Origin of the sequence: Pseudomonas sp. KCJK9058, from assembly GCF_046230975.1 — a bacterium.
Classification (GTDB): domain Bacteria; phylum Pseudomonadota; class Gammaproteobacteria; order Pseudomonadales; family Pseudomonadaceae; genus Aquipseudomonas; species Aquipseudomonas alloputida.
This window is the reverse complement of sequence record NZ_JBJJLR010000033.1, coordinates 1-26478: the sequence shown is the minus strand read 5'-3', so window position 1 is coordinate 26478 and position 26478 is coordinate 1. Positions and strand designations below refer to the sequence as shown.

Annotated in this window: 26 protein-coding genes; 8 read left to right on the top strand and 18 right to left on the bottom strand. The window is 61.8% G+C overall.

What is annotated here, in order from left to right:
• Positions 1–258: 258 nt before the first annotated feature.
• Entirely contained in the window at positions 259–819 is a 561-nt protein-coding gene (locus ACK59Z_RS17540) for a PQQ-dependent catabolism-associated CXXCW motif protein (RefSeq protein WP_108191345.1), read from the top strand.
• 54 nt (positions 820–873) lie between these two features.
• A complete protein-coding gene (locus ACK59Z_RS17535) occupies positions 874–1539 on the top strand; it encodes a response regulator transcription factor (protein ID WP_012052074.1) in 666 nt (221 codons plus the stop codon).
• Positions 1540–1584: 45 nt separating this feature from the next.
• Here ACK59Z_RS17535 and ACK59Z_RS17530 read toward each other — a convergent pair whose 3' ends face one another.
• From ACK59Z_RS17530 to ACK59Z_RS17475, 12 genes are all read right to left on the bottom strand, one after another.
• Entirely contained in the window at positions 1585–3483 is a 1899-nt protein-coding gene (locus ACK59Z_RS17530) for a NahK/ErcS family hybrid sensor histidine kinase/response regulator (RefSeq protein ID WP_014860443.1), read from the bottom strand.
• A complete protein-coding gene (gene nosP, locus ACK59Z_RS17525; protein ID WP_003254110.1) occupies positions 3452–4615 on the bottom strand; it encodes a nitric oxide-sensing protein NosP in 1164 nt (387 codons plus the stop codon). The genes ACK59Z_RS17530 and nosP overlap by 32 nt, the downstream gene beginning before the upstream one ends.
• 140 nt (positions 4616–4755) lie before the next feature.
• The gene (locus ACK59Z_RS17520) at positions 4756–5943 is read right to left on the bottom strand and encodes a porin (protein ID WP_003254111.1); all 1188 of its coding nucleotides are present in this window, start codon (positions 5941–5943) and stop codon (positions 4756–4758) included.
• Between the two features lie 350 nt (positions 5944–6293).
• Positions 6294–6893 (bottom strand): hypothetical protein, encoded by a 600-nt coding sequence (locus ACK59Z_RS17515; protein WP_003254112.1) that lies wholly within the window; start codon positions 6891–6893, stop codon positions 6294–6296.
• A complete protein-coding gene (locus tag ACK59Z_RS17510) occupies positions 6893–7591 on the bottom strand; it encodes a hypothetical protein (protein WP_004574211.1) in 699 nt (232 codons plus the stop codon). Before ACK59Z_RS17510 ends, ACK59Z_RS17515 begins: the two co-directional genes overlap by 1 nt.
• Before the next feature lie 94 nt (positions 7592–7685).
• A complete protein-coding gene (pstB, locus tag ACK59Z_RS17505; RefSeq protein WP_003254117.1) occupies positions 7686–8471 on the bottom strand; it encodes a phosphate ABC transporter ATP-binding protein PstB in 786 nt (261 codons plus the stop codon).
• A gap of 50 nt (positions 8472–8521) precedes the next feature.
• The gene (gene pstA, locus ACK59Z_RS17500) at positions 8522–9415 is read right to left on the bottom strand and encodes a phosphate ABC transporter permease PstA (RefSeq protein WP_003254119.1); all 894 of its coding nucleotides are present in this window, start codon (positions 9413–9415) and stop codon (positions 8522–8524) included.
• A complete protein-coding gene (pstC, locus tag ACK59Z_RS17495) occupies positions 9412–10380 on the bottom strand; it encodes a phosphate ABC transporter permease subunit PstC (protein WP_003254121.1) in 969 nt (322 codons plus the stop codon). The genes pstA and pstC overlap by 4 nt, the downstream gene beginning before the upstream one ends.
• A gap of 70 nt (positions 10381–10450) precedes the next feature.
• Positions 10451–11482, bottom strand: a complete 1032-nt coding sequence (gene pstS / locus ACK59Z_RS17490; RefSeq protein ID WP_003254123.1) for a phosphate ABC transporter substrate-binding protein PstS — start codon at positions 11480–11482, stop codon at positions 10451–10453.
• 316 nt (positions 11483–11798) lie between these two features.
• Positions 11799–12032: a hypothetical protein gene (locus ACK59Z_RS17485; RefSeq protein ID WP_014753437.1), complete on the bottom strand. Its 234-nt coding sequence runs from the start codon at positions 12030–12032 to the stop codon at positions 11799–11801.
• A 71-nt stretch (positions 12033–12103) separates the two neighbouring features.
• Positions 12104–12529, bottom strand: a complete 426-nt coding sequence (locus ACK59Z_RS17480; RefSeq protein WP_108191344.1) for an MAPEG family protein — start codon at positions 12527–12529, stop codon at positions 12104–12106.
• A complete protein-coding gene (locus tag ACK59Z_RS17475) occupies positions 12526–12840 on the bottom strand; it encodes a DUF2834 domain-containing protein (protein ID WP_108191343.1) in 315 nt (104 codons plus the stop codon). Before ACK59Z_RS17475 ends, ACK59Z_RS17480 begins: the two co-directional genes overlap by 4 nt.
• A gap of 106 nt (positions 12841–12946) precedes the next feature.
• Between ACK59Z_RS17475 and ACK59Z_RS17470 the strand changes: the two genes are divergently transcribed.
• The gene (locus ACK59Z_RS17470; RefSeq protein ID WP_108191342.1) at positions 12947–13765 is read left to right on the top strand and encodes a helix-turn-helix domain-containing protein; all 819 of its coding nucleotides are present in this window, start codon (positions 12947–12949) and stop codon (positions 13763–13765) included.
• Here the strand turns inward: ACK59Z_RS17470 and ACK59Z_RS17465 are convergent.
• The 3 genes from ACK59Z_RS17465 to ACK59Z_RS17455 form a co-directional block, all read right to left on the bottom strand.
• Positions 13755–14540, bottom strand: a complete 786-nt coding sequence (locus ACK59Z_RS17465; RefSeq protein ID WP_108191341.1) for a 2-keto-4-pentenoate hydratase — start codon at positions 14538–14540, stop codon at positions 13755–13757. The two genes, ACK59Z_RS17470 and ACK59Z_RS17465, sit on opposite strands and share 11 nt — an antisense overlap.
• 138 nt (positions 14541–14678) lie before the next feature.
• Positions 14679–16022 (bottom strand): MFS transporter, encoded by a 1344-nt coding sequence (locus tag ACK59Z_RS17460; protein WP_108191340.1) that lies wholly within the window; start codon positions 16020–16022, stop codon positions 14679–14681.
• A gap of 44 nt (positions 16023–16066) precedes the next feature.
• Positions 16067–17209, bottom strand: coding sequence for an iron-containing alcohol dehydrogenase (locus ACK59Z_RS17455; RefSeq protein ID WP_108191339.1), 1143 nt, complete (start codon positions 17207–17209; stop codon positions 16067–16069).
• Positions 17210–17351: 142 nt separating this feature from the next.
• Here ACK59Z_RS17455 and ACK59Z_RS17450 point away from each other — a divergent pair, with 142 nt between their 5' ends.
• Positions 17352–18293, top strand: coding sequence for a LysR family transcriptional regulator (locus tag ACK59Z_RS17450; protein ID WP_003254134.1), 942 nt, complete (start codon positions 17352–17354; stop codon positions 18291–18293).
• Between the two features lie 99 nt (positions 18294–18392).
• Here the strand turns inward: ACK59Z_RS17450 and ACK59Z_RS17445 are convergent, their stop codons facing one another.
• A complete protein-coding gene (locus tag ACK59Z_RS17445) occupies positions 18393–18857 on the bottom strand; it encodes an Lrp/AsnC family transcriptional regulator (protein ID WP_014753443.1) in 465 nt (154 codons plus the stop codon).
• A 119-nt stretch (positions 18858–18976) separates the two neighbouring features.
• Here ACK59Z_RS17445 and ACK59Z_RS17440 point away from each other — a divergent pair, with 119 nt between their 5' ends.
• The 4 genes from ACK59Z_RS17440 (at position 18977) to ACK59Z_RS17425 (ending at position 22549) form a co-directional block, all read left to right on the top strand.
• Positions 18977–19696: an AzlC family ABC transporter permease gene (locus tag ACK59Z_RS17440; protein ID WP_003254136.1), complete on the top strand. Its 720-nt coding sequence runs from the start codon at positions 18977–18979 to the stop codon at positions 19694–19696.
• Complete coding sequence (locus ACK59Z_RS17435) at positions 19693–19995, top strand: AzlD family protein (protein WP_003254138.1); 303 nt, start codon at positions 19693–19695, stop codon at positions 19993–19995. Before ACK59Z_RS17440 ends, ACK59Z_RS17435 begins: the two co-directional genes overlap by 4 nt.
• A 159-nt stretch (positions 19996–20154) precedes the next feature.
• Positions 20155–21030 (top strand): universal stress protein, encoded by an 876-nt coding sequence (locus ACK59Z_RS17430; RefSeq protein WP_108191372.1) that lies wholly within the window; start codon positions 20155–20157, stop codon positions 21028–21030.
• A 292-nt stretch (positions 21031–21322) separates the two neighbouring features.
• Positions 21323–22549 carry an MFS transporter gene (locus ACK59Z_RS17425; RefSeq protein ID WP_108191338.1) on the top strand — a complete coding sequence of 409 codons (1227 nt, stop codon included), beginning with the start codon at positions 21323–21325 and terminating at the stop codon, positions 22547–22549.
• 106 nt (positions 22550–22655) lie between these two features.
• On the opposite strand, the gene ACK59Z_RS17420 is transcribed toward ACK59Z_RS17425, so the two are convergent.
• Together ACK59Z_RS17420 and mgtA are read right to left on the bottom strand one after the other, a co-directional pair.
• Positions 22656–23033 carry a DUF2493 domain-containing protein gene (locus ACK59Z_RS17420; protein ID WP_108191337.1) on the bottom strand — a complete coding sequence of 126 codons (378 nt, stop codon included), beginning with the start codon at positions 23031–23033 and terminating at the stop codon, positions 22656–22658.
• A 21-nt stretch (positions 23034–23054) separates the two neighbouring features.
• Complete coding sequence (gene mgtA / locus ACK59Z_RS17415; protein WP_108191336.1) at positions 23055–25769, bottom strand: magnesium-translocating P-type ATPase; 2715 nt, start codon at positions 25767–25769, stop codon at positions 23055–23057.
• Between the last annotated feature and the right edge of the window lie 709 nt (positions 25770–26478).

The following is a 26478-nucleotide window of genomic DNA, read 5'->3' as shown; positions in this document are numbered from 1 at the left end:
TGTCACTGAACGTGTGCGAGCGGCCTTGTGCCGCGAAAGGGCTGCGCAGCAGCCCGGGCAATCTATGAACAGTGCTGAAATCCGAGGGCCGCTTTGCGGCCCTTTCGCGACACAAGCCCGCTCCCACACTTTGGGCGTCTCCCTGCCTTCAGGCGCCCGGCCATCTACTACTTTAGTACTGCATTTACTGTCTATCGTCGCATTCACAAAGCACCGCCACTGGCATGTAATGAGTCCATAACAAAAGGAAAAACCTCCATGCCACGTGCCCTGCCCCGGCTGCCACGCTCCTTGCTGGCGGTACTTTCGCTGAGCCTGACGCTAGGCATCGCCCAGGCTGACACGGCACCGCTGTTCTCCGCCGACGGCTATCGCACCACGCACTATCGCAGCCCGACCCCGCAACAGGTCGAAGGCGGCCAGGTCGTCGACACCGCCACTTTGCAAAGCCTGCTGGGCCAGACGCCCAGGCCGGTGCTGATCGACGTCTATCGCCGCCAATGGCTGCAAGGTCGTTTCATCGAAGACGAACCACACAGCAACCTCCCCGGCAGCCTGTGGCTGGCCAACGCCGGCGACGGCGAACTGAGCCCGGCATGGCAGGACTACTTCGTGCGTAACCTGCAAAAAGCCACGGCCGGGCACCCGGACCAACCACTGGTCTTTTACTGCCGCTCCGATTGCTGGTTAAGCTGGAACGCGGTAAAACGCGCGAAAGCCTTGGGCTATAACAACCTGTATTGGTACCGCGACGGCCTGGATGCATGGCAGCAAGCCAACCTGCCATTACAGCCGGCACAACCGGTGCCGTTCCCCTGAAATGCCTGTGTATGCGTGCCCCGCTCCATCCAATAAAAACAAGGTGAAAAGGCCATGTACAAAATTCTGATTGCCGACGATCACCCCCTGTTTCGCGAAGCCATCCACAATGTCATCAGCGATGGCTTCCAGGGCAGCGAGGTCATGGAGACCGCGGACCTTGAAAGCGCCCTGGCCCTGACCCAGGCGCATGACGACCTCGACCTGATCCTGCTCGACCTGAACATGCCCGGCATGCACGGCCTCAATGGCCTGATCACCCTGCGCAACGAGGCGCCGACCACGCCGGTGGTCATCGTTTCGGCCGAGCAGGAAAAGCAGATCGTGCTGCAGGCCATTACCTACGGTGCCGTGGGCTTCATCACCAAGTCGTCGCCACGCTCACAGATGATCGAAGCGATCGAGCAGATCCTCAATGGCAATGTCTACCTGCCGCCAGACATCATCCGCGCACAAAAAAACAGCACCAGCCGGCGCCATAACGATGCCCCAAGCTTCCCGCCGGAAATGCTCCAGGCCCTGACCCGCAAGCAACTGCTGGTGCTCGAGCGCATGACCAAAGGCGAATCGAACAAACAGATCGCCTACACGCTGGACATCGCCGAAACCACAGTCAAGGCCCACGTTTCGGCGATCTTGCGCAAACTTAATGTGCACAACCGGGTACAAGCCATCCTCAGTGCTGGCGATATCGATTTTGCTGACTATCTGCGCCGTTGACCTGTTCCGGCCGCTTCGCGGGTAAACCCGCGAAGCGGCCAACCGCTATGCCACGCCACTGGCCAGCAGATGACTCATCGCCGTCTTGAGTTTCATAGGCCTTACGGGCTTGTGCATCAGCGTGTGACCCAGCTCGCGGATCTGCTGCTTGAGATCGTTGCTGTAGTTGGCCGTGATCATCAGCGCCGGTAGCGGCTGGGCGCGGCGGGCATTGATCCGCGCTACGGCGTCGACACCATTGCAGTCATTGTCCAGGTGGTAGTCGGCAATCAGCAGGTCGGCCTCGGCGTGGTAGTTGTCCACCTGGCGCGCCAGGTCTTCCTCCGACAGCGCAGTGACCACCCGGCAGCCCCAACCTTCCAGCAAGGTGCGCATGCCCGCGCAAATCGCCGCATCGTTATCCAGTACCCACACCCGCGCCCCGCGCAGGCGTTCGAGCATTGGCTCGCAGATCGCCTGGCTCGGCTGGGCCTTGGGTGCAGTGGCGCTCAGCGGCACCTCGACAGCGAACACCGAGCCTTTGCCCAGCCATGACCGCACGCGGATCCGGTGGCCGAGGATGCCGGCGATCTTCTCCACGATTGCCAGGCCCAGGCCCAGCCCACGGTCCTGGTCCGGGCGCTGCACATCACCCCGTTTGAACTCCAGGAACATGTCTTCCAGGTGTTCTTCGGCAATGCCGATGCCGCTGTCCCACACTTCAATCCGCACGCCACCGCGCTGGCGCCGACACCCCAGCACCACGCGCCCGCTGCGGGTGTAGCGGATAGCATTGCTGAGCAGGTTGCGCAGGATGCGCGCCAGCAGCTGGATGTCACTGCGCACGACGGCAGAACACCCCACAAAATGCAGCTCTAACCCTTCGCTACGCGCCACCTGGGCGTATTCGGCAGCCAGGTTGTCCATCAGTTCGTGGAGGGCAAACGGGGCGACATCGGCCTTGATCACCCCGGCATCGAGCTTGGAAATATCCACCAGGGTACCCAACAGGTTTTCCACATCCTCCAGCGAATTGCTGACATTTCGCACCAGGTGGGCAGCATTTTGCGGCTCATCGCGCTCGAGCAACGCACTGGTGAACAGCCGCGCCGCGTTCAGCGGTTGCAGCAGGTCATGGCTGACCGCAGCCAGGAACTTGGTTTTCGACAGGTTGGCCTGCTCGGCCTCGCGCTTGGCCTCGCGCAGACGCGACTCGGCCTGGCTGCGCTCTTCGATTTCGCGCAGCAACTGGTCGTTGAGGCTGGTCAGTTCGGCAGTCCGCTCGCGCACCCGTTGCTCCAGGTGCTGATACGCCTGGTGCAACGCCTGTGCGGTGTTGCGGCGCTCGGTGATATCGCGGATCAGCACGAAGATACCCACCACTTCGCCACTGGCCAGGCGGTTCGGTACGTAGGAACGTAGCATGTAGCGTTCCTGGCCGTTGATATTGGTCTCGGCGAACTCGAACGTCACGCTCTCCCCCGCCAGCGCCCGCGCCACGTAGCCTTCCAGGCGCTGGTAATGCTGCTCGCTGTGGGCCTCGCGCAGGCTCTGGCCCAGCATCACGCCATGCGGCCAGCAATACCACTCCTCGTAAACCTTGTTGGTGAATTCGTAGACCAGATCGGCGTTCAGGTAGGCGATCAGTGCCGGGACGTTGTCGGTAATCAGGCGAATCTGGTGCTGATGGGCCGTCTCAGCCCGCTGCCGGGCCTCGCTGAGCAGGCGGTTGACGGCCTTGAGCTCGGCCATGGCCTGGTTCAACGCATCGGTGCGTTCGCGCACCTGCTCGGCCAGCACCACTGAATGCTGGAACGCGGCGTATGGGTCGTTGCCCCGGGTCACGCCCGACTCGATGCGCTCGATCAATGCGTCATTGATACGCTGCAGCTTGTGGTTCTGGTGCTGCAGCCGGGTCAGCTCGGCCTGCAGTTCAGCGACCGACAGGAGGCCGGTTGCGGGCAATGGCGACCCCGGTGAAGGTCTGGTTGATGTGCATGCCATTGAACTGTTCTCCGTAGGTGTTGAAGCCGATCACCCGTTGCTCGCGCAGGAACGCGCCGACCGGCTCCAGGCCGTGGTGGGCCTCCAGTTCCAGCCGCCGCAGGAAACAATCACAACCGATGGTCAGCAGCAACGGTCCGAGACGCTGGTGCAGGCCATCGAACAGCTGGTGCAGGTTCGGCAACAGCGGGCCCGGGGTCATGGCCGTGAGCACGATGCCGTTCTCCACCGCGCAGTAGAAGCTCAAGCTGAGGTCAGGGTGCATTTGCTGGATCGCCCGCACGTAGTACTGATCATGAATGCGCACGGCCAGCGGGTGGGCGGCGAACACCCGGTGATCGAGCGCAGCCACGGGCACACCGATGTGGCGGGCATATTCCTCGGCCGCCGGCTCGGCATTCAGTTCGAAAACCCGGCGCTGGGCGCTGTCGGCACCGGTGACCACCAGCTTTTCCTGGCGCGGCAGGATGTGATGCGTGGTGAACACTTCGAAGTCGAGCCAGGTGTTGACCAGCACCACCACGGCTGCACCGTTGTGGAATGTACCGCCGTAATACACATGGGTGCGGTTCAGGTAGTTGTCGTCACCGGCCGAGCCGCCGAAGTGCGGGATATCCCCCAGGGCTGCGCTGAGTGCGGCAAGCACCATCTCCTCGCGGCTGGACAAGCCATCGAGCAGCGTGAGTGCAAAGCTGTGGCCCTTGATTGGCGCCAGGGTATTGCTGCGGCAGGTGCCGACCAGCCGCTCGACCATCTGCTGCGCGTCGATCAGGCTGAAGCGCTCCATCTCATCGATCAACGCGGTGGCGATCGAAAAGTGCCGGTGATCGAAGCCCACCGCCGTCACGCAATTGCGGCCGTAGCCCAGCGGGGTGATTTCACCGGCGCTGGTGCAGCCGACCAGGCGTATGCCGCCAAAGTCCTGTTCCAACGCTTCGCCCAAAGCCTGCAAGTCGTATTCGGCGGAGCAGAAGAACAGCACGAACCCCAGGTGCGGGTGCAGCAACTGCCGCGCCAGGTCCTGAGCGGCCAGCCGTGCGTCGGTAGCCTGAGACATGGCACTGACCACACCGTCGTTATGAGCCTGCTGCATCGTGGTCTCCGGCACGGGGTGGCTGAGTGATCAGTTTAAGGAGCGGGGGTCGGGTGACGAATGCTACTTGGGTAGCGGGTGGGCGGTTCCATGGGCGTAAATGACCGCGTCATTCGGGGCCGCCTTGCGGCCCCGGCCACTTACCAGGTCAACACCGCGCCCACCGCAAAGGTATCGGTGTCTTCGTTCTGCGCACTGGTGTCATGCCCGTCGATGGAAAACTGGTTGTACTCGGCCACCAGTTTCAGGTTGTCGTTGATGTCATGGAACAGCGCCACACCCCGGGTCTCGTAGTCCGCGCCGCTGCCAACCGCACCGTTGCCATCGTCCTTGGTCTTGCCATAGGACAGCGCCACGCGGTTCTTGCCGAACTTGTACGAGCCCTGCAGCAGGTAGCCATCACTGTCGACGTTGCGCAAAACCGGTTCGCCGGCATTGTTGGTGAAGAACGGGTTGATGCCTTTGGCCTGGAACCCCGAGCCGGTCAGCGACCAGCCGCCCATCTTTGCCTGCACCCCGTAACCCACCCCCTTGGAAGTGATCGTTTCTACCGTGGAGTCAGTATTGTCCGAGGTCTGGTAACTGCCGTTGACCCAGCTGTAGATCTGCGCCCCACCCAGGTCGAACTGGTAGGTGATCTCGCTCTCGGTGCGTGGGTTTTCCTGGTAGGCCTTTCCGGTCGGGCTGCTGTCGTTGGTGTCCACCGGGTCCATGATGCCCACCGCCACCCGCAGGCCCTCCATCACGGGCGTACGGTAGGTGATCTGTGAGGTAGGGAACGGGTATGGGTAGCCGCTGCCAATGTTGCCGAACGACACCCCGCCGCCGTCCACCAGCCCCAGGGTGTCGCTGACCTGGCCATAACCGGCCAGCAGTTCGTCGAGCAGGATGTTGGAACGGGCGAACAGCCCGAAGTCCTTGCCGATCAGCACCTCGCCCCACTCGGGGTTGGCCACCGTGCCGTAAAACTGGCGCACGTCGATGGCAGTGTCGGTGCCGTTGGTTTCACTGTCGTTGATGGTTACCCAGAACGAGGCACGCGCGCCGAGCTTCAGGTCATCCACCTGCTTGCCCATGTTGAAGCCAAGGTAGTTGGGCAAGAAGCCCATCTTCACCCGCGACTGGCGGCGGTCAAACTGCTCGCCCTCGCGGTCGACCTTGCTGTTGACGTAGAAGGCGTTGATGTAGCCATCGGTGGAAAACGTCGTCTGGTCCTTGTCGTACAGCATGATCTCGGCTTCGGCGACGCTGCTCAGGCCAAGCGCAGAAAAGCTGGCGATGGCGGCTGCGAGAAAACGAGGCGGCAGGTGCTTATTGTTGTTGTGCATGGCGCGCTCCAAACGGGGACGGGATGTCGGAGGCGATTATCAGAAGTGGGCAAATTGCCAGAAACGCTGCTTTGGCGTGGGGTGGCGAGTGCTTTGGGGCGGGAGGGTGTGGCCCGGTGATTTGGTCCCGGTACCTGCTTGGGTCTGGGTTCGAGACTTATGGCTTAGGCAGGAGTGGCAGGCGGGCATCCATACGATTGAATGAACCGGGGCCGCCTTGCGGCCCTTCGCGGGCTCGCCCGCTCCCACAATCTTTGGATATCCATATCCAAGATCCCTGTGGGAGCGGGCGAGCCCGCGAAGGGCTGCAAAGCAGCCCCTTTACATTGTCTGAGCGGAATCTCCTGGCTTCAGGAAGCCAGTGCCTGCGAACGCTGGCAAGCGGGCATCTCATAGCGATGCGGTTGCTGCCAGGCCAGCCGTGCCTGCACATCCACCACCGCGTCCTTCACCTTCTGCGCCCAGTGCTCATCCTTCGGGCACACCACCACCACGCGGAAACCGTGGTCGACACCTTCCAGGCGCACACCTTCGGAATCATCTACGTGCAGGTCGATATCAAAAGCCGAAGGCAGCTTGGAGGGTGAGTTTTCCAGCCCGTTCTGGGCCAGGATGTGCTGGTGCCGATCGCTGTTGACCACGCCATCGACATGAATGCCGTAAAGCATCAGCCAGCGGCGGATGTAAGCCGGGGTACGCCCCGAGGAGGTGTAGATCCAGATGCTGCAGCCCTGGCGGCGCAGGTCGCGGATCAGTTCGCGGGTGCCGCTGCGCAGGGGCTCACCCAGCCAGCGATGGACGAAACCCGGCAGCTTGCTGTCCTCGGCGGCGGCGTGTTCGGGCAGGCAGGCCAGCGTGTCGTCGATATCGAACGAAATGCGTACCTGGCCACGCTTGAGCTTGCGTTCGATGGCTTGCCGCCCTCGTGCGAACAGGGATGAACCTTGCATCAGCGGCTCCCCTCACAGGCAGGCACGGGCGTGCCGTTCAGGAAGAACTTGCCGGGCTCTGGCGCCTTCGCTTCCAGGAACGCGGCGTACTTTTTCTTGATCTTGGGGAGTTCGTACAAAGCCTTGACACCGTGTTTGGCGGAGTTGCGTATGACCGAGGACGGGTTGAAGTAACCCTCGGCGTTGTCCAGCGACAGCACGAATGGCGGCAGCCCGGCACGCATCAACAAATAGCTGACAATAAGCGAACCCGTGCGGTTGTTGCCTTCGATGAACAGCTGCGGCTTGCTGAGGATCCGTACATACACACCCGCTGCCCGCTTCCAGATGGAATCGCTGCGGTACGCGCAGTACCAGTTGTACAAATCCTTGATGCCACCTTCCACGTTGTTGAAAAAGTGCGCTTCGGTTGCCGCAAGGTGCGGGGCGAATTCCAGGCGACGGGCCGGATCGCTGCCGCATAGCACGGTGGCATTGATTTCCAGCATCAGGTTCAGCTGTTGCAGGTCGAACAGGTCGATACCGCGAGCGACATAGTCGTCAATCAGCGCATAGCCTTCAACCACATTCAGCAGCACCTCGTCGGTAAACGGGTCCCGCGGTTCGGTGAAATGCTGGCTGAGTTCGGCAAAACGGCCCTGCACCTCGCGCAGTGCGCGCTCTACCGCTGACAGATCAAGACGACGCGTCGCTCGCATTGGTAATCCCGGGTAACACTTTAACGGAAGGTAACGCGGCCGGGTGTTGCAACCTTCCTGGCAGCAACACCCGCCCACCTTGAGCTTGTATGGCTTAGCTGAACTTGCCGCTGATGTAGTCGCTGGTCAGCTGCTCACGCGGGTTCTGGAAAATCTGCGCGGTCGGGCCCATCTCGACCAGGTAGCCGGTGCGGGTGCCCTGGGAAATATCCACCGAGAAGAACGCGGTGGTGTCGGCCACACGAATCGCCTGCTGCATGTTATGGGTCACCAGGGCGATGGTGTAGTCCTTTTTCAGCTCGACCATCAGCTCCTCCACGCGGCGGGTGGCAATCGGGTCGAGTGCCGAGCAGGGCTCGTCCAGCAACAGCACTTCCGGCTCGGTGGCGATGGCACGGGCGATGCACAGGCGCTGCTGCTGGCCACCGGACAGTGACAGCCCGCTGACCTTGAGCTTGTCCTTCACTTCGTCCCACAGCGCGGCGCCTTGCAAGGCGTGCTTCACGCGATCGCCCAAGTCGCCTTTGTAGCGGTTCAGGCGCAGGCCGAAGGCCACATTGTCGAAGATACTCATCGAGAACGGGTTGGGCTGCTGGAACACCATGCCGATATAGCGGCGTACTACAACAGGGTCGACGCCCTTGCCGTAGACATCTTGCCCAAGAAAGTGCACATGGCCTTCGAAGCGGAAGCCCTTCACCAGGTCATTCATACGGTTCAAGCTACGCAGCACGGTACTTTTGCCGCAGCCCGAAGGGCCGATGAAACCGGTGATCTCGTTTTTCCTGATCGGCACATGGCTGTCACGCACGGCCATGAAGTTACCGTAGAAAATCTTGTCGAGCTTGCAGTCCATGACGATGGGGGCTTCGCTGACCATGGGAGCGGCTCTTTGCGCAGTGGATACGTTCAAGTTGGATGCTCCCTTTCTCAATACTTGGGCTTGCCGAAGACTCGGCTCAAAATGTTGATGACCAGCACGATCATTACCAGCACCAGCGAGGCCGCCCAGGCGAGCTCCAGCTGGTTGTCGAACGGCATGCCGGAGAAGTTGTAGATCAGTACCGCAAGCGAGGCCGTGGGGTTCATCACCGCCAGGTCGCCGTCGTGGTAGATCCAGTAGTTGCTGAACAACGCGGTGAACAGCAGTGGCGCGGTTTCGCCAGCGGCGCGAGCCACGGCCAGCATGACGCCGGTGAGGATGGCCGGCAGGCCGGTAGGCAGCACGATCTTCCAGATCACCTGGGCGCGGGTGCAACCCATGCCGTAGGCGGCGTCCTTCATGATCTTGGGCACCATCTTCATCGACTCTTCGGCGGTGAGCACCACGATCGGCAGCATCAATACCGCCAGCGCCACGCCGCCTGCCGGTGCCGAGTAGGTACCGGTGGTCATCACCACCAGGGCGTAGGCAAACACCCCGGCCAAGATCGAGGGCAGGCCAGTGAGCATCTTGGCGGCAAAGCGCGCGGCATTGGCCAGCTTGCTGTCCGGGCCGAGCTCGGCCAGGAACACCGCTGCCAGGATACCGACCGGCACAGCGATGGCGGCGGCAATGCCGACCATGACGAAGGTACCGGCCATGGCGTTACCGAAACCACCGCCCATCTCGAAGCCGGTCGGCGGCAGCTCGGTGAACACTTCCAGGTTAAGGCGTGCCCCGCCGCGAGTGATCAGCATGTACAGCACGGAAATCAGCGGCACGCTGGCCACCAGTGCCGCGAACCATGCCAGGGTGGTCAATACCAGGCTGCGCAGGGCGCGGCCTTCCAGCTTGCGCTGCAGGCTGGGCAGCGCGGCAACAGGGGTCGTCAGGTCAGTCATTGTTTGTTACCCCGCTGAGCGTAGAGCATGATCATCGAGCCGAGGACGTTCACCAGCAGGGTGATGAACATCAGTACCAGTGCCGCGTACATCAGCACTTCAACCTCGTTCGGGCCGGCTTCCGGGAAGTTCAGCGCCAGCAGCGCCGCCAGGGTGTTGGCCGGTGCGAACAAGGACAGGGAAATGGTGTTGGCGTTGCCGACCAGCATGGCCAGCGCCATGGTTTCGCCGAGTGCACGGCCCAGGCCGAGCACCAGCGAGCCGAAGATGCCGGTAGCCGCCGAGGGCACCATCACCTTGAGGATGGCTTCCCAGTGGGTGGTCCCCATGCCGTAGGCAGCCTGCTTGGTTTTCATCGGTACGCTGGTCAACGCATCCTGGGAAACCGCCGCGATGGTCGGCAGGATCATGATCGCCAGTACCAACGCCGCAGGCAGCAGGCCTGGGCCACTCAGGGAAGTGCCGAAAAACGGGATCCAGCCCAGCTCGCTGTTCAGCCAGGCGGTCAGCGGGCGAATCGCCGGGATAACCACATAGATGCCCCACAGGCCGTACACCACACTGGGGATGGCGGCAAGCAACTCGACGATGGTGCGAAACACCGCGGCAAGCTTGGCCGGAAGGAAATCCTGGGTCAGGAAAATGGCCATGCTGACGCCGAAGAAACCGGCGATCAACAGGGCGATCAAGGCGCTGTACAGCGTCCCCCAGATTGCTGGCAGAATACCGTACTTGCCTTGGTTAACGTCCCAGACGCTGCCGAACAACACGTCAAAACCGTGCTTTTCAATGCCGGGCAGTGCCTTGCGGCCGACTTCGTAGACCAGCGCGAAGACCAGCGCCAGTACCAACACCACGCCAATGCGCGCAAGCGCACGGAAGGTGCGATCGACCAGAAAGTCTTTCGTAGACGGTGGCTGGCACGCGGAGTCGGGGTTATCCGGTATGGCAAAAGGAGTGTTCATTGGCGAGTTCCGGGACAAGGGACAAACACCCCCGGCATGGCTTCATGCCAATACCGGGAGCGCCTGGGTATTACTGGATGTTGGCGGACGCTTTACGCACCTGGTCGACTACCGACGGCGGCAGCGGGATGTAACCCATCGAGTCGGCGATGGTCTGGCCTTTGGTCAGGCTGTACTCGACCATTTCACGCATGGCCTTGGCTTTTTCCGGGTTGCCGTTGTCCTTGCGGAAAATCATCCAGGTATAGGAAGTGATCGGGTAGGACTTGGCACCGTCCGGGTCAGGCAGCCAGGCCACCAGGTTTTCCGGCATGTTCACCGCAGCCAGTGCTTCGGCACCGCTCTCGGCATTCGGCACGACATATTGGCCAGCCTTGTTCTGCAACATGGCGAAGTCGACCTTGGCCAGCTTGGCGAAGCCGTACTCGATGTAGCCGATGGCGCCCGGGGTCTGGCGGACAGTGGCGGTTACGCCGTCGTTCTTCGGCGACTTGATGAACTTGTCGGTGGCCGGCCAGTTGACGGTGTTGCCTTCGCCCAGCCCTTGCTTGAAGTCAGCGTTGATGGCCGACAGGTGCTTGGTGAAGACGGCAGTGGTGCCGCTGGAGTCGGCACGTACGACCACGGTGATCGGGGTGGCAGGCAGCTTCAGGTCAGGGTTGGCCGCCGCGATTTGCGGGTCGTTCCACTGGGTGATCTTGCCGAGGAAGATATTGGAGTAGACGTCGCGCGGCAGCTTCAGCCCTTTAGGGTTACCCGGCAGGTTGTAAGCCAGGACGATTTCACCGGCGGTCATTGGCAGCAATTGCACGCCTTCGCCAACCTTGGCAATGTCTGCTTCGCTCATGGCCGAGTCGCTGGCGGCGAAGTCGACGGTCTTGTTCAGGAAGTCCTGAACGCCCGCGCCACTGCCCTTGGACTGGTAATCGACGGTGACGCCAGCCGTGTTCTTGCTGAAGTCCTTGAACCAGGTCAGGTAGATCGGTGCAGGGAAGCTGGCGCCCGAACCGGTCAACCGAACGTTTTCTGCAGCAAAGGCTGCCGAGGTGGCGCAAAGGGAAACGGCAACGGCGAGTGCAGCAGACTTCATCAGGCGTTTCATCAAAATGTGCTCCATGTGATGGCCGGCACACTTTGCATCAGCTGTGTTACAACTTTGTGACTATTGAATGGCAGGCCGCGCGGTAGAGCTTATTGACTGTGCCATCAGGCGCCGAGCTGGAACCCTGAAACGGCTCCGGCCTCAACGCTAACGCTTGAATGTGCCGATTGGATGACGGCCGTACGAGTCCAAAGCACCGCTCGCCCATTAGCCGGCACTTTTTAGACGCGCAGGGTTTCAACCGTTCAGGCAAACCGGCAGGCGCGAAGACCCTGTAACGCAGCACCAGGAACAAGAACCTGGCCACTGCAGGCGATCAACCGATGCCGGCAAGACCTGCATCACCGGCATCCGCACAGCGGTTGCGGCATGCACATTCGAACTCAGCCTGGGCACGGGTGGAAAAGTTCAGGCTCAGACGCATCTTGTCCTGGGTGTCGTAGAGGTCGTAACCCTCCCCCAGTGCGGCAGGAAAGCCAAGCCGCCGAGGATAAGCCTCTTTCTTGAGTGGCACTGCGGGAACCACAACGAAGCGTGTCTGCATGATCATCCCCTTCGGCAGTGCTTAAGTATTAGTACTGCTATGTGAAAGCATCAAGATGACTCATGCAATATTTTGGTTCAGCCGCCTATTCTCGCGGTGATGAGTAGGCAGAACCCCATCAGGCAAATGACCCCGATGCCATAGAACAACGTTCTCCAGGGCTGCAAACCGCGCAGGTAGGCCAGCGTGTGCAGGACCCTGGCAACCGTGAACACCACACTCAGCCACAGTACCGGTAGCGTGGCGGCTTCCAGCGCAACAGCCAGCCCGCCGAGGGCAAAGAACAGGGGAATGTTCTCCAGGTCGTTGGCCCATACCTTGGCAGCCCGTATCACCTGCGGGCGTTCTGCGGCCTGGGCGACGCGCCCGAACACGGCAGCGTCCTCCGGGTTGGTGAACGCGACGAAGCGCAAGCGGTGATAGCCCTGATAGCAGGAAACCAGGAACATCTTGAGGAACAGCACCACCACACACAGCGCATAGGCCTGCAAGGCACTGCTCATGGCTGGCGCCCCTCGGCAACGCCTCTGATCACCAGGTACAGCAACGGCCCCAGCGAAACGAACACGACGGTCAGCAGCAGGTAAGGCAGCACCGCGATCCCGGCGCTGCCGCGCATGCGGTTGTCTCTCACCATCCAGCAACCGGCCAGCCCGGCCATCAGGTACAGGTCGATGACCACCTGGGCCGTGTCCGGCTGCGCCAGCAGTGCCAGCCCGAATGCCAGCAGCGATTGCTCGGCAATCAGCATGGTCCAGCCGCTATACAGCGAAAACAGCACCAGTATTGCCAGCGCGCAGATACGCAAGCCCATATAGCTCTCCTTGATAGGGTTTGCCGGCACAGTAGTGATAGGGTTGCTTGCACTCAATGACCCGTGAGGTCATGGACATTGCACTCAAGGACGATCAGGGCAACGCATGAATCAGCATCTGTTCCATCGCAGCACCCCTGCCCCGCACATCTCAGCGGGCCAGCATCTTCGCGAACTGCGCCGTCAGGCCAACCTCAGCCAGCTGGAGCTGGCGCTGCTGACGGGGCTGTCGCAGCGTCATCTGAGCTGTGTGGAAACAGGACGCGCCAAGGCCAGCCCAGGCACGTTGCATGCCCTCCTCTCGGCCCTGGATGCGCCGCTGGAGCGGTGCAACGAAGTGTTCGTTGCTGCAGGATACGCGCCCCGCTACGCCGCCACGCCACTCGATGCGCCTGAACTGGCCTTGGTGAATACTGCCATCGAGCATATTCTGCAGGTGAACAACCCCGCTCCGGCGATCGTCATCGACAGCCACTGGGACGTCATCGCCGCCAACGCCAGTACCGGGCTGCTGCTGGCGATGGCCGGTGTCAGCGCACAGCCGGCAACCGGCCTCAACCTGCTGCAGACATTGCTGTGCCCCGGTGGTCTGGGTGATCACTTGGCCAACGCGCCGGAAATCCGCGCTGCAGCCTGGCAACGTGCCTCCAGGGAGGCCGCAGGCAATCCGGCACTGGCAGCGCGCTTACGCGACTTGCCGGCACCGGCAAGCCCGTGCCAGATGACGACAGCCACCCCTCTGCTGCTGACCCGCGTGAACACCCCGTATGGTGAGCTGCGGTTCCTGTCCACGTTCACCACCTTTGGCATGCCGCAGGATGTCACCGTGCAGTCACTGCGCATCGAACACCTGATCCCCGCCGACCCACAGACCCGGCAAAGAATGCTGGCAGCGTTCGAGCAATGGTCGGCCGTTACAGCGTGAACGTCAGGGTCTGGCCAAGGAACCTGGCGCTGACCTGGTGGCCTGTTTCATGCAGGTCGAACGGCTGGCACATGGCCCCGGTGGTCACGATATCCCCGGCCTTCAGGGTCTGGCCACGCTCGGCAGCGTGCGCGTACAGGTGAGCCAGCGACACCAGCGGGTCGGTGGCCGCATCGCCAGACAAGCCACCGGCGCGCCATTGACCATCCACATGCACCTCGGTGGTTTCGGCCAGGTCGGCGAGCAACGGCACATTGATACCGGCGCCCAGGCTATTGCCGACCACCAATGCTTCAAACCCCACGTTGTCAGCCACAAAACTTGGCCAGCCGACAGCCTTGCGGTCGACAAAGCGCGAACGCACCACTTCAAAGGTGACGCACGTGGCGCGAATATCCTCACTCACCGGTACGCGCCCGGCTTGCGGAGGAATATCCCGCTCCAGCACGAAGGCAATTTCGCATTCGATGGTCACCGGCGTAAGCGCTGGCAGCGGGATATGTGCGCCATCGGCATGGCAACGCCCCGCTTCCAGTTGGCCAATCAAGGGCCGCGACAACTTGCCTGCACGCATGCCAGCTGGGCTGCCAACGCCCAGCTTCCACCCGGCGCGCTGGCCTGCGGCAGCGGCAAACAACTGGTCCTGGCTGTCATAGCCTTGTTTCAATGTCTCGGGCTTGAGGCTGGCGGGCAGTTCCGTCAGCAGGTCACCGCTGCGCCAGTGTTGCAGTAGCAAGGCTGCAGTGCGTTGGTGTACGAAAAGCGAACGGTTCATCAAGACCTCATTGAGATAGGCGATGGCAGGCAACAGATGCTATGACCTGAAATTGATAATGATAAATATATTGTCATGATGCCAATCATCACAAATTGTTATTGAACTGCCTGATGAAACCCGCCTGCAGGTGCATGCTCAGCGATCAGTGGAAACCGGCTGCTTCAACAACAACACATAAGCCATCGCAGCAACCGCGGCCACGGCGGCACTGATCAGGAATGCCGAAGCGAAGGACCCGGTCTGCTGAATGCTGAACCCGGTCACGATGGGCGCCACAGAGCCTGCCAGGTAGCCGCCGAAGTTCTGGATCGAGCCAAACGAGGCCACGCGCTGGCTATCGACCACGGTGTTGGCGATCATCCATGCGGTAGAGCTGGCCATGTTCACGCTGAACAGTGCGCAACACAGCAGCGCCACGCTGAGCAGGAAGCCGCTACCGAACGACAGGGGAACGGTGAATGCGGCCGCCGCGAGCAACGCAGTCACTACAACCCGCTTGCGGCTACCCAGCACACTGGCACCGTACTTCACCAGGCGGTCGCAGATGCGGCCCGCGACAATGGTGCCCAACGCGCCGAATACATAGGCCAGCGAAACCACCCAGGCGGTCTGGTACAGGCTCAAGCCATGCTCGCGCTCGAAGTAGCCCGGCAGCCAGGTCAGGTGCAGCCACAGCATGTAGATCACCCCCATGAAGCCCAGTACTGCACCCCAGGTGCTCTTGTGGCGGAACAGTTCGGCCCACGCCGCCAGTTGTGCCTGCACACTGGGCCTGGCGCTTGGCACCGCCTGTTTATGCGCCTGGGCCGCCAGCAGCTGCTCACGCGCCTCGGCAGGCAGTTCGGCCAGGTACCGCGCCTTGCTTTTGTAGAAAGCGAACCAGCAGGCGGCAACCAGAATGCCGAACACTCCGGTGACGATGAACATGCCGCGCCAGCCCCAGGTGACCATCAGCAGCGTCAGCAACGGCGGCGCCAGACACGGCCCGATGCAGGTCGATGACAGCACGATGCCGGTCGGCGTCCCCCGCTTCTCGGCCTCGAACCACTCCGCCAGCGCCTTGGCCGCCGACGGGAACATCGGCGCCTCGCCAATTCCCAGCACCACCCTGAGCCCGATGAATGCAGAAAAACTGTTGATCAGGCCAGAAGCCGTCTGTGCCACCGACCAGCCCAGCAGGGCCGCCCCCAGCGAAATCTTGCTGCCCAGGCGGTCGATGATCATGCCCAAGGGCAGTTGCGAAAAGGCATACGCCAGGGAAAACGCCGACAGCAGAATGCCCATCTGTGACGGCGTGATGCCCATGTCGCGCTGAATGGACGTATTGGCAATCGACAGCGCACTGCGGTCGACGTAATTGATGATGCCGATCACCAGCAACAGGCTGACGGTGATGACCTGGTACTTTCTGAACGGGTTCGAGCTGGCGACCGCTTCAGGTTCGCGGGCAAGCCCGGGTTGCGCATATTTGGTATTCATGGGCGTTCACTTTTGTTGTTATTGGTTGAACAGCAGGTAACGGCTTACATGGACGCTTCAAGCAGCCACTGGTAGTCCTCGGCAGATGCCTCACGTGGGTTGGTGCGGTGGCTGTGATCGGCCAACGCACCCTGGACGATGCGCGGGAACAGGTCCGGGTTGACATCCAGTTCGCCAAGGCCGGTCGGCAGGCCCAGCGTACGGGTCATGTGGCGAATGGCATCTTCGATCTGGCTGTCATCGGCCAGCCCCATCGCCTGGGCGATGCGTTGCATCTTGTGTTCATTCACCACCGTTTCGGCCGTGCGGTTGAAGCGGATGACGGCAGGCAGGAAGATCGCATTGAGGGTGCCGTGGTGCAGGCGCGGGTTGATCCCGCCCAGCGCGTGGCTAAGGCTGTGCACGCAGCCCAGGCCTTTCTGGAAGGCCAGCGCACCTTGCAGCGATGCGCTCATCATATTGATGCGCCCGTCCAGGTCGCCCGGCGCGCGGGTGGCTCGCTCGATGAAGCGCCAGGCCCGCCACAGGCCGTCCAGGGCAATGCCGTCGGCAGGCGGATTGAACGCAGGTGCCATGAAAGTTTCCAGGCAGTGGGCAATCGCGTCCATGCCGGTGGCAGCCGTGAGTTGTGCCGGCAGCCCGAGGGTCAGTGCCGGGTCACAGATGGCGGCCTTGGGCACCACATGGGGCGAGATCACCCCCACCTTGCGCCCGTCATCGAGTATCAGGATGGCACCGCGCCCGACTTCGCTCCCCGTGCCGGCGGTGGTCGGCACGGCAATCACCGGCGCGGTCGCCGGGGTGATCCGGGCCAGGCCGCCCTCGATCACCGCAAAGCCCTTCAACGGGCCGTCGTGCCGGGCACACACCGCCACCCCCTTGGCCAGGTCGATTGCCGATCCACCGCCAATGGCGATGATGCCATCACAGCCATATGCCTTGAACATGGCCACGGCCTCACGCACGGCATGCTCGTTGGGGTTGGATGGCGTACCGTCGTAGATCGGCAGTTGTGCCATGTCGCTGGAGAAGGTGTTCAACGCCGTATCGACGATACCGGCGGCACGCACGCCACGGTCGGTCACGATCAAAGGCCTGGTTATACCAATGCGCTCACATTCGGCGGGCAGGCAGGCAATGGCACCGATATCGAATTGGATCTGGGTGATGTAGTTGATCAGGGACATAAGGCTTGGCAGACTCCTGGCTTTATTGTTCTGGGCGTTTCAGCCGCACTGGATGCGACACTGTGCAGCGCCAGTATAGGAATGCGCGGCTGGCCATGGTATTGAGAACAATCCATATCGGTATAACCAGGACGAATACCAGATGACCCCATCGCTCAATTCGATCATGTCCCGCCTGCACGCCCGCCATCTGCGCTTGTTGATCGAGTTGGACGAGCACCGCTCGCTGCTCGGTGCAGCAAGCAGCGTCGGGCTTACCCAGCCTGGTGCCAGCAAGGCCTTGCAGGAAATCGAAACCACCTTCGGCACTGTGCTGTTCAACCGCACCAACCGAGGCCTGGAGCCCACGGCCGCCGGACACTGCGCAATCCGCTACGCACGCCTGTTACAGACCGATATCGCCAACCTGCGGCACGATCTGGATGCAATCCTGCGTGGGGTCGGCGGCCGGCTGGCTGTGGGGGCGATCATGGGCGCGGTGCCGTTGCTGATGAAGGCGGTGTCACAGCTGGCCAGCATCCAGCCACAGATGTCGTTCGAAATCATCGAAGACACCAGCCAGTCGCTGCTGACGCAGATCGAGAGCGGCCGCCTGGACATTGCCCTGTGCCGCACCAGTGTCAGCAATACGCCGCAGCTGTTCGCCAGCACCTTTGTCCAGGATGAGACACTGGCGGTCATCGCCAACATCGACCACCCGCTGAAGCATGCGCCAAGCCTGAGCCTTGCCGACCTGGCCGAGAGCCGCTGGATCGTCTACCGGGCCAACATGCCCATGCGCGTGCAACTGGAGCGCGAATTTCACGATGCCGGGCTGCGCTTCCCGCTGCACCTGGTTGAAACCACTTCGATCCTGGCGACCTTGTCGCTGTTGCAAAACCGTCCTGACTTCGTTGCGCTGGTGTCGATCGACGTGGCCCAGCAATGTGCAATGAATCAACAGGTCAGCATACTGCCCTTGAGCATGGGCTCGGTCAGCGACCCCTACGAGTTGGTGACCCGTAAAGGCAGCCAGGCAACACCGGCCATGGACACGCTCACCGAACTGCTGCTGTTGCAGGGCCGACAGCGCTGCGACAGTTAATGCGGTTTCATGGCAGGCCACTGGGAAATCCGGGCTGAAAGGCTGAGGGTCAAGACAGTAATGAGGCAGCCCGCCAGCCCTGAGTAATCAGCATTGCAGCTACACCGGCAGTTCGGTGGTGAGCTTGATTTTTTCCATCGGGACTTCGGTCTTCACGTTCTGGACCACGCTCAGGCTGGTCAGGTGCGCCACCTGGAAGCGTCGATAGGCCTCCAGGTCTGCTGCCACCACCCGTAGCATCAAATCACAATCGCCCGCCATCACATGGCACTCCACCACTTCGGGCAACTGGCGCACAGCCTCGACAAATTCGTCCGTGGTTTCCTGGTCCTGACGCTTGAGCCATACCCTCACGAACAGGGTCAGGCCTAGCGAGACCTTGGCCGGGTCCAGCAGCGCCACATAACGCTCGATCACCCCAGCCTCCTCCAACAGGCGTACCCGGCGCAGGCACGGCGAGGCAGACAAGCCTACCTGTTTGGCCAGCTCCTGGTTCTGCAACCTGCCGTCGCGCTGCAGCGCCCGGAGGATACGTCGGTCGATGGCATCTAGCTTGATTGGCATTGATAAACCTTTTTTTCTATATTATCGGTAGCAACTGCCAAATGCTCTGCGCATCAGCGCAACTACGCAAGCCAATTTCAGTCGTTCATTGGAATAATTTTCCTCCATTGGAGGTGACCATGAATGCCCTTGAACCTGTACTGAACGACCCACCCGCCACCACGCCGCACAGCGAACTGCGCCGTGGCGCCGTTGCCGCCCTGCCGGTATTGCTTGGGTTCATCCCCTTTGCCCTGGTACTCGGTGCGCAAGCGTCCCAGCACCAATTGACAGCAGGCGCAGTGGCACTGATGACTGGCCTCAACTTCGGTGGCGGCTCGGAGTTGGCCGCAATCGAGCTGTGGACCTCACCGCCAGCAATCCTTGTGATTGTTGCCATGACCCTGTTGATCAACAGCCGCCACCTGCTGATGGGCGCGACGCTGGCGCCTTGCTTGAGCCACCTGCCGTTGCCCAAGGCATTAGGAGCGCTGTTCTTCATGTGTGACGAAAGTTGGGCCATGGGCCTGGCCGATGCACGCCAGCGTGGTGGCTTCAGCCTGTGCTATTTCATGGGCGTGTCGCTATCCCTTTGGATCACCTGGGTCACCTTCACCAGCCTTGGCACGCAGATCGGGCCATTGCTCGGGGACCTGCGCAGCTATGGCTTCGACATGGCCTTCGCCGCGGTCTTTCTGGTACTGCTCAAAGGCCTGTGGAAAGGTGTACACGCTGCCCTGCCATGGTTATTCAGCCTGTTCACCGCAGCGCTGTTCTACCTACTGATCCCCGGTGGCTGGTACGTGCTCGCGGGCACTGTAGCCGGCCTGGTGACCGCCTATTTGTGGGCCAAGCCATGATTGACGTTGCTACGCTGGTCACCATCGTGGGCATGGCCGTGGTCACCTACCTGACCCGTGCGCTGGGTTTTTTACTGCTGCGCAACCGCACCCTGGGCCCGCAACTGACCCAGGTGCTGAACGCCGCGCCCGGCTGCGTGCTGATTGCCGTGATCGCGCCCAAGTTCGTTTCCGGGCACCCGGCCGACCTGATTGCTCTGGGGCTTACCATGTACGCCGCTGCGCGGTTTTCCCTGTTGCCGGTAGTGGTATTTGCCATTGTCGTGACGGGGTTGCTGCGCGTGCTGTTGCCGGCATGACCTGCCGCTACACCTGCACGCCATTGACCCAAATCAAGCCCTCGCGCCGGGTTCGCGCGACGATGGCTGCACGCAAGGAATGACTCAAGTACCGACAGGTGCACAGTGCGCAAGGTTTACCGCTTGATCGCTGTGCGCGCCTTGACCAAGGAGCCCCACATGAACCCGCTGAAACACATACTGGTTGCCACCGACCTTTCCCCACATGCTCGCAACGCCGCTGAGCGCGCGGCCTACCTGAGCGATGCGCAACAGGCCTCGCTGGACCTGCTCTACGTTGCCAACCCGGCACCCTTCGAGCGCCTCAAACAGTTGGTGACGCCTGATGACGATCTGTTGAAACGCGTACTGGATAGCGCAGGCGAGAAAACCCACGCACTGGCAGCGCTGCTGTTCCAGCGTTACGGTATCTCCGCTGGCGTGCAGGTCGCCAGCGGCTCGGTGATCACGGAGATCAACCGGGTGGTGCAGGACAAGCACAGCGACCTGCTGGTGTGTGGGGCCAGGGGCCAGAACGTAGCGCGGCGCCTGCTGCTGGGCTCGACCGTGCAGAAACTGCTCAACCGCATGCCCTGCCCTTTGCTGGTGGTCAAGCCGGCCCCTCGTGATGCCTACCGCACCGTGCTGGTGCCAGTCGATTTTTCGTCCGTTTCACTGCGCACGATCGAATTGGCCAAGGCCATTGCCCCGCAAGCAGAGATCATTCTGCTGCATGCGTACGAAGCCCCGTTCGAAGCCAGCGTGCGCTTCGCCCATCTCGACCACGATACCCTCACCCACTACCGCAATGTCATCCGCAAGGATGCACAAGTACAGCTCGCGGCGCTGAGTGAGGCTGCCGGCCTGGCCGATGCACGGCAGATCCTCGTGCACGGCGACCCTGGCTGGCGCATTGCCGAGCAGGAACAGGAGCTGGAGTGCGACCTGATCGTGGTCGGCAAGCAGGGGGCAAGCGCGCTGGAGGAACTGCTGGTGGGCAGCGTCACCAAGCATGTACTGAACGAATCGCAGTGTGATGTGCTGGTAACACCTTAGGCTGCGTGAACGTTCTGCACTGCCGCCTGTTGCGCCTATCCAGGTCAAGCCACGGTGGCTGGCCTTGCCTGCTGACGTGCGGACTTGAAAAGAGCTCCTCCTGCCCACTGCATTCGCGAGTGGGGCATCATTGCTGAGAGCAGCGGCTCTACGCAAAGCGTTTCATCGATTGCACTGATGATGACTATCGAGCGGCCTGCCTGTCGGTTGGGCACGGCCGCCTCTACAATCCCCTGCAAATCCCCCCGCTCCTGCGCCTGCTACAGGCGAGATCCCTCATGGAACCTAACCCATGCCAAGCAACAGCCAGGCCCCTCGCGGCCTTCCCGAACACAGCCAACAAAGCGTGACCCAGCAATGGCTGGCAATCCTCTCGGTAGCCGTGGGTGCTTTCGCCCTGGTCACCAGTGAGTTCCTCCCGGTGGGGGTGCTGAACGATGTGGCCAGCGACCTGGGCATCAGTGCAGGCCTTGCCGGCCTGATGGTGACCCTGCCAGGGATCATGGCTGCGTTAGCCGCCCCGTTGATTTCCGTAGGCGTCGGCGCGCTGGACCGGCGCTACCTGCTGATCGGCCTGACGCTGATCATGATCATCGCCAACGCCATCGTCGCCTACGCCGGCGACTTCAACCTGCTGTTGGCCGGCCGTGTGCTACTGGGTATCAGTATCGGCGGCTTCTGGGCGACAGCCATCGCCCTCAGCGGCCGCCTGGCACCTGACGGGATGGGCGTAGCCAAAGCCAACTCCATCATCATGGCGGGCGTAACCCTGGCGACGGTAGTGGGCGTGCCTGTCGGCACCTGGCTGAGTGGCCTGATGGGCTGGCGCATGACGTTCCTGGTCACTGCACTGGTAGGCGTACCGGTGCTGCTGGCACAGGTCTTCCTGCTGCCGCGGCTGATGCCGGAAAAGGCCATTCGCATCCGCGACCTGCCGGCGTTGTTCACCAACCCGCAAGCACGGGTCGGTTTGATCGCCGTGTTGCTGATCGGCCTGGCGCACTTTGCGGCGTACACCTACGTCGCACCGTTCTTCAAACAGAATGCCGGCTTTGACGGGCCTACGATCGGTTCATTGTTGCTGCTGTATGGCGTGGCCGGCTTCATGGGCAACATCTTCGCCGGCTTTGCGGCCAACCGCAGCGTGCGGCATACCCTGATGCTGGTCGCGCTCATGATCGCAGTCAGCACCGCCCTGTTCCCGCACTTCGCCACCGGCATGACGGGCGCCGCCATGCTGATCGCGCTGTGGGGCTTTGCCTTCGGTGCGTTCCCGGCCTGTGCCAATATCTGGATGTTTGTCGTGGCGCCCAAGGATGTCGAACGTGGCATGCCGCTGTTCGTGGCCCTGTTCCAGGTAATCATTGCCGTGGGCTCGTTCTTCGGCGGGCAAGTCGTGGACCATATGGGCACTGCGGTGCTGCTGAGCCTGGCCACGGCGCTGGTGGGCTGTGGCTTTGTAACCGTGTTGGTGCTGGGGCGCAACGTCAGCAACGATCTGGCGGCGCAGCCAGGCTAAGCAGCCGCCCAAGGCGGCTGCGCAAAGCGTGGGGCCGTGAAACCGAGGCGCCTGCTTCGCGGGCAAGCCCGCTCCTACAGGTACCGTACGGCTCCAGGCGCTTGCATTAGCTGCAATCGTCCCGCTCGGGCTGGCGTGGTTGCCTGGCGCACACCACCTGAACCTCGGCGCCACGGGCCCTGGCCAGCAGCTCCTCGGTGTCATCGCCACCGGGCAAGGCAAGCAACAGGTCAGGGCGGCTGTCATTGAGCATGAACAGGTTGCGCAAGCGTTCGGCCTGCTTGCCGTGCAGCTGCCAGTTTGGCGGGTAGCGCACCAGATCGGCGCCATGCTCGCGCGCCCAGCTTTCGATTTCCCCTCCAATGAACTGGCTGCCACCGTGGATCAACACCCGGATCGGCCGCTGGCGCTGGACGTCGTCCAAGGCCTGGCGACAGCGTCGGGTGTCGGCGTAGTTGCGTCCTGCACAAATCAGTACTCGCATGGTCTGCTCTCCTTGCATCGCTCAGAACCACTGGCCGAAACGGCGGATATAGAGGGTCTTCATGGCCTGGGCGACCACGCAGTAGCCCAGCAGGGTGGCGGCCAGCCAAGGGAAGTACTCCCACGGCAGCGGCACCAGGCCAACCATCGCGCCCACCGGGGAGAACGGGATGTAGATACCCAATGCCATGACCAGCCCCGTTGCCAAAACCACCGGCAATGCAGCGGTGCTCTGGAAGAACGGTACCTTGCGAGTGCGCAGCATGTGCACTACCAGCGTCTGTGACAGCAAGCCCTCGATGAACCAGCCAGACTGGAACAGCGCCTGCATTTCGACGCTGTTGGCGGCGAACACGTACCACATCAGGGCGAACGTGGTGATGTCGAAGATCGACGACGTAGGACCTATCCACAACATGAAGCGGCCGATGTTGCGGGCATCCCATTTGCGTGGCTTGCTGAGGAACGCCTTGTCCATGCGGTCCCAGGGCAGCGACAGCTGGGAAAAGTCATACATCAGGTTCTGCAGCAACAAGTGGATCGCCAGCATGGGCAGGAACGGAATGAACGCACTGGCCACCAGGACCGAGAACACGTTGCCGAAATTGGAACTGGCAGTCATGCACAGGTACTTCATGATGTTGCCGAAGGTTTCGCGGCCTTTGAGCACGCCCTCCTCGAGCACCATCAGGCTCTTTTCCAGCAAAATGATATCGGCCGATTCCTTGGCGATGTCGGTGCCGCTGTCCACCGAGATACCGACGTCAGCATCGCGCAGGGCGGCGGCATCGTTGATGCCGTCGCCAAGAAAGCCCACGGTGTGACCATTGGCCTGCAGGGCCTTGAGCACCCGTGATTTCTGCAACGGGGTGAGCTTGGCGAAGACGGTGCGCTCCTCCACCTGAAGCTTCAGGGTGGTGTCGTCCATGCCCTCGATGTCCTGGCCGAGCAACGGCTGGCCTGGCGCCAGGCCCACTTCACGGCAGACCTTGGACGTGACCACCGGGTTGTCGCCGGTCAGTACCTTTACCTGCACGCCCATGTCGCGCAAGGCGGCAATGGCCGGGCCGGCCGTTTCCTTGGGCGGGTCGAGGAAGGTCAGCAAGCCCTGGATGACCAGATCGCGCTCATCTTCGGTGTGATACTGCGCCTTGCCGTCGGCCGCCGGGATCTCCCGGGTGGCAACCACCAGCACGCGGAAGCCGTCCTGGTTGAAGGCATCGACACTGGCCATCAGCTGCTGGCGGCGGCACGAATCGAGGGCAACGACCTTATCGCCTTCCTGCACATGGGTGGCGATGGCGAGCATTTCCTCGACCGCCCCTTTGCTTACCAGCAGGTGATCGCCCAAGGCATTCTTCACCACCACTGACAGGCGGCGGCGGATGAAGTCGAACGGCAGTTCGTCGACCTTTGCGTAGGCGTAAGGCGCCTGGAACTGGTGGTCCTGGCCGGCGAAATGCAGCACGGCCTGGTCCATCAGGTTGCGGATGCCGCTTTGGTGATGGCTGTTGAGCCAGGCCAGCTCAAGGATGTGCTTGTCGGTTTGGCCGTCGAAGCGCACATGGTGCTCGAGGATGATCCGGTCCTGGGTGAGCGTACCGGTCTTGTCGGTGCACAGTACGTCCATGGAGCCCAGGTTCTGGATGGCGTTCAGGCGTTTGACCACCACCTTGCGCCGGGCCATGGCCACGGCGCCCTTGGCCAGGTTGGCGCTGACGATCATCGGCAGCATTTCCGGGGTCAGGCCCACTGCCACGGCAAGCGCGAAGAGGAAGGCATCACCCCAGTCGCCTTTCACCACACCGTTGATCATGAACACCACCGGCACCATCACCAGCATGAAGCGGATCAGCAGGCTACTGACGCTGTTCACGCCGCGGTCAAAAGCGGTCTGGCTGCGCGAACCGGCAATGGCCTTGGCCAGCGAGCCAAAATAGGTGCGTCGGCCGGTCGCCACCACCACGGCGCGGGCGCGGCCACTGACCACATTGGTACCCATAAAGCAGATGTTCGGCAACTCGAGCAGGTTGTCCTGATGTGCGCCATGCTCGGCGGCGGACTTCTGCGCGACATTACCCAAGGTGTCGTACTTTTCGACCGGCAACGCCTCGCCGGTGAGCACGGCCTGGCTGATAAACAGGTCACGCGCTTCGAGCAGACGGATATCGGCGGGAATCATGTCACCTGCAGAAAGCTGCACGATGTCGCCGGCCACCAGTTCGTCCATGGGCACTTCGCGCAGGCGCGGGGCTTGCCCGATCTGCTCGCGGCGCAACACCGTGGCAGTGCTGCGCACCATTGCCTTGAGCGCATCGGCAGCCTTGTTCGAGCGGTACTCCTGCCAGAAGCGCAGCAGGCTGCTGAGGCTGACCATGGTCATGATGATGATGACCTTGGTCAGGTCGGCGTCGTCTGCTTCGCCTGCACTGACCGGCAGCCAGTAGTCGGTGACGAAGCTGATCCCGGCCAGGGTCAGCAGTACATAGATGAACGGGTTGTTCAGGGCCTTGAGCAGCTGCACCAGGGCGTGGGGTTGCGGGTCGTGGGCAACATGGTTGGCCCCATCGCGCGCCAGGCGCTTGGCGGCTTCGTGCTCGGTCAGGCCCTGTTCGCTGGCATCGAGGTTGGCGAGGGTGACCGCCAGGCCATTGCGCGCTTCACGGGCGGCGCGGGTGGACAGGCGGGTTTCGCGTTCGGCCTTGGCCGATGAGGTGTTACGGTATTTGACAGTCATGTTGCTGTGCTCCTGCCGCTGCGGCGGCACGACACACAGACGTTTCACTCAGGCGGTGAACGAAGGCATGTCGGGTCGCTGAATAATGCTGGTTCTTTCCGACAGTTGTCTGTCCGCTGCCGAGAGTCGGAAGTTGTGTCGGCAGCGAACTTTCTACTCGCGCAATCCATGGTTTGATTCCTTTTCATAAACACAGGGCAATAGTTATCCCGCGAACTTTTAAGGTAAAAAGTTCGAGCACAAAGATACCGTTCAATATCTTTTATTCAGTGAGAAGTGCGGGGGCTCAAGCGTGCATGAACACGCACCAGCACCCCGCAACTACTTGGGGGGTGCTGGTGGTGGTCAAGGTAGCCGTGCAGACGCCGCGGCCAGGCGCAGGCCTGCCGCGGTGCAAGGCACGCAGGCTGGCGATGTGAAACGAATGAAGTGAGGTTCATGAGCTTGCCTCCAACCGGCCAACACCGGCGGCGGCAAGTCACGGCGGAGCATCAGGCTCTGGCGCGGCTTGCCCGACCAGGGTGTCGGGACCGGTGTTCCGGTTCAAGTGCCTGACCCGGCCATTCGGCAGAGGTCAGGCAGCGACGAGATACTGTGTCCATTGAGTTCTTCAGTGAAGGGAAAAAAGGCCCCGTGCTCGGGGCGGTCGAACTTTATTCAAGCGTAGTATCTTGCTCAACACTTAAGGGTAAACTTACATAAGTTTCAC

Coding starts and splice junctions, on each gene's coding strand:
- ACK59Z_RS17540 (WP_108191345.1), top strand. CDS start 259: ATGCCACGTGCCCTGCCCCGGCTGCCACGCTCCTTGCTGGCGGTACTT.
- ACK59Z_RS17535 (WP_012052074.1), top strand. CDS start 874: ATGTACAAAATTCTGATTGCCGACGATCACCCCCTGTTTCGCGAAGCC.
- nosP (WP_003254110.1), bottom strand. CDS start 4,615: ATGCAGCAGGCTCATAACGACGGTGTGGTCAGTGCCATGTCTCAGGCT.
- ACK59Z_RS17520 (WP_003254111.1), bottom strand. CDS start 5,943: ATGCACAACAACAATAAGCACCTGCCGCCTCGTTTTCTCGCAGCCGCC.
- ACK59Z_RS17515 (WP_003254112.1), bottom strand. CDS start 6,893: ATGCAAGGTTCATCCCTGTTCGCACGAGGGCGGCAAGCCATCGAACGC.
- ACK59Z_RS17510 (WP_004574211.1), bottom strand. CDS start 7,591: ATGCGAGCGACGCGTCGTCTTGATCTGTCAGCGGTAGAGCGCGCACTG.
- pstB (WP_003254117.1), bottom strand. CDS start 8,471: ATGGTCAGCGAAGCCCCCATCGTCATGGACTGCAAGCTCGACAAGATT.
- pstA (WP_003254119.1), bottom strand. CDS start 9,415: ATGACTGACCTGACGACCCCTGTTGCCGCGCTGCCCAGCCTGCAGCGC.
- pstC (WP_003254121.1), bottom strand. CDS start 10,380: ATGAACACTCCTTTTGCCATACCGGATAACCCCGACTCCGCGTGCCAG.
- pstS (WP_003254123.1), bottom strand. CDS start 11,482: ATGAAACGCCTGATGAAGTCTGCTGCACTCGCCGTTGCCGTTTCCCTT.
- ACK59Z_RS17485 (WP_014753437.1), bottom strand. CDS start 12,032: ATGATCATGCAGACACGCTTCGTTGTGGTTCCCGCAGTGCCACTCAAG.
- ACK59Z_RS17480 (WP_108191344.1), bottom strand. CDS start 12,529: ATGAGCAGTGCCTTGCAGGCCTATGCGCTGTGTGTGGTGGTGCTGTTC.
- ACK59Z_RS17475 (WP_108191343.1), bottom strand. CDS start 12,840: ATGGGCTTGCGTATCTGCGCGCTGGCAATACTGGTGCTGTTTTCGCTG.
- ACK59Z_RS17470 (WP_108191342.1), top strand. CDS start 12,947: ATGAATCAGCATCTGTTCCATCGCAGCACCCCTGCCCCGCACATCTCA.
- ACK59Z_RS17465 (WP_108191341.1), bottom strand. CDS start 14,540: ATGAACCGTTCGCTTTTCGTACACCAACGCACTGCAGCCTTGCTACTG.
- ACK59Z_RS17460 (WP_108191340.1), bottom strand. CDS start 16,022: ATGAATACCAAATATGCGCAACCCGGGCTTGCCCGCGAACCTGAAGCG.
- ACK59Z_RS17455 (WP_108191339.1), bottom strand. CDS start 17,209: ATGTCCCTGATCAACTACATCACCCAGATCCAATTCGATATCGGTGCC.
- ACK59Z_RS17450 (WP_003254134.1), top strand. CDS start 17,352: ATGACCCCATCGCTCAATTCGATCATGTCCCGCCTGCACGCCCGCCAT.
- ACK59Z_RS17445 (WP_014753443.1), bottom strand. CDS start 18,857: ATGCCAATCAAGCTAGATGCCATCGACCGACGTATCCTCCGGGCGCTG.
- ACK59Z_RS17440 (WP_003254136.1), top strand. CDS start 18,977: ATGAATGCCCTTGAACCTGTACTGAACGACCCACCCGCCACCACGCCG.
- ACK59Z_RS17435 (WP_003254138.1), top strand. CDS start 19,693: ATGATTGACGTTGCTACGCTGGTCACCATCGTGGGCATGGCCGTGGTC.
- ACK59Z_RS17430 (WP_108191372.1), top strand. CDS start 20,155: ATGAACCCGCTGAAACACATACTGGTTGCCACCGACCTTTCCCCACAT.
- ACK59Z_RS17425 (WP_108191338.1), top strand. CDS start 21,323: ATGCCAAGCAACAGCCAGGCCCCTCGCGGCCTTCCCGAACACAGCCAA.
- ACK59Z_RS17420 (WP_108191337.1), bottom strand. CDS start 23,033: ATGCGAGTACTGATTTGTGCAGGACGCAACTACGCCGACACCCGACGC.
- mgtA (WP_108191336.1), bottom strand. CDS start 25,769: ATGACTGTCAAATACCGTAACACCTCATCGGCCAAGGCCGAACGCGAA.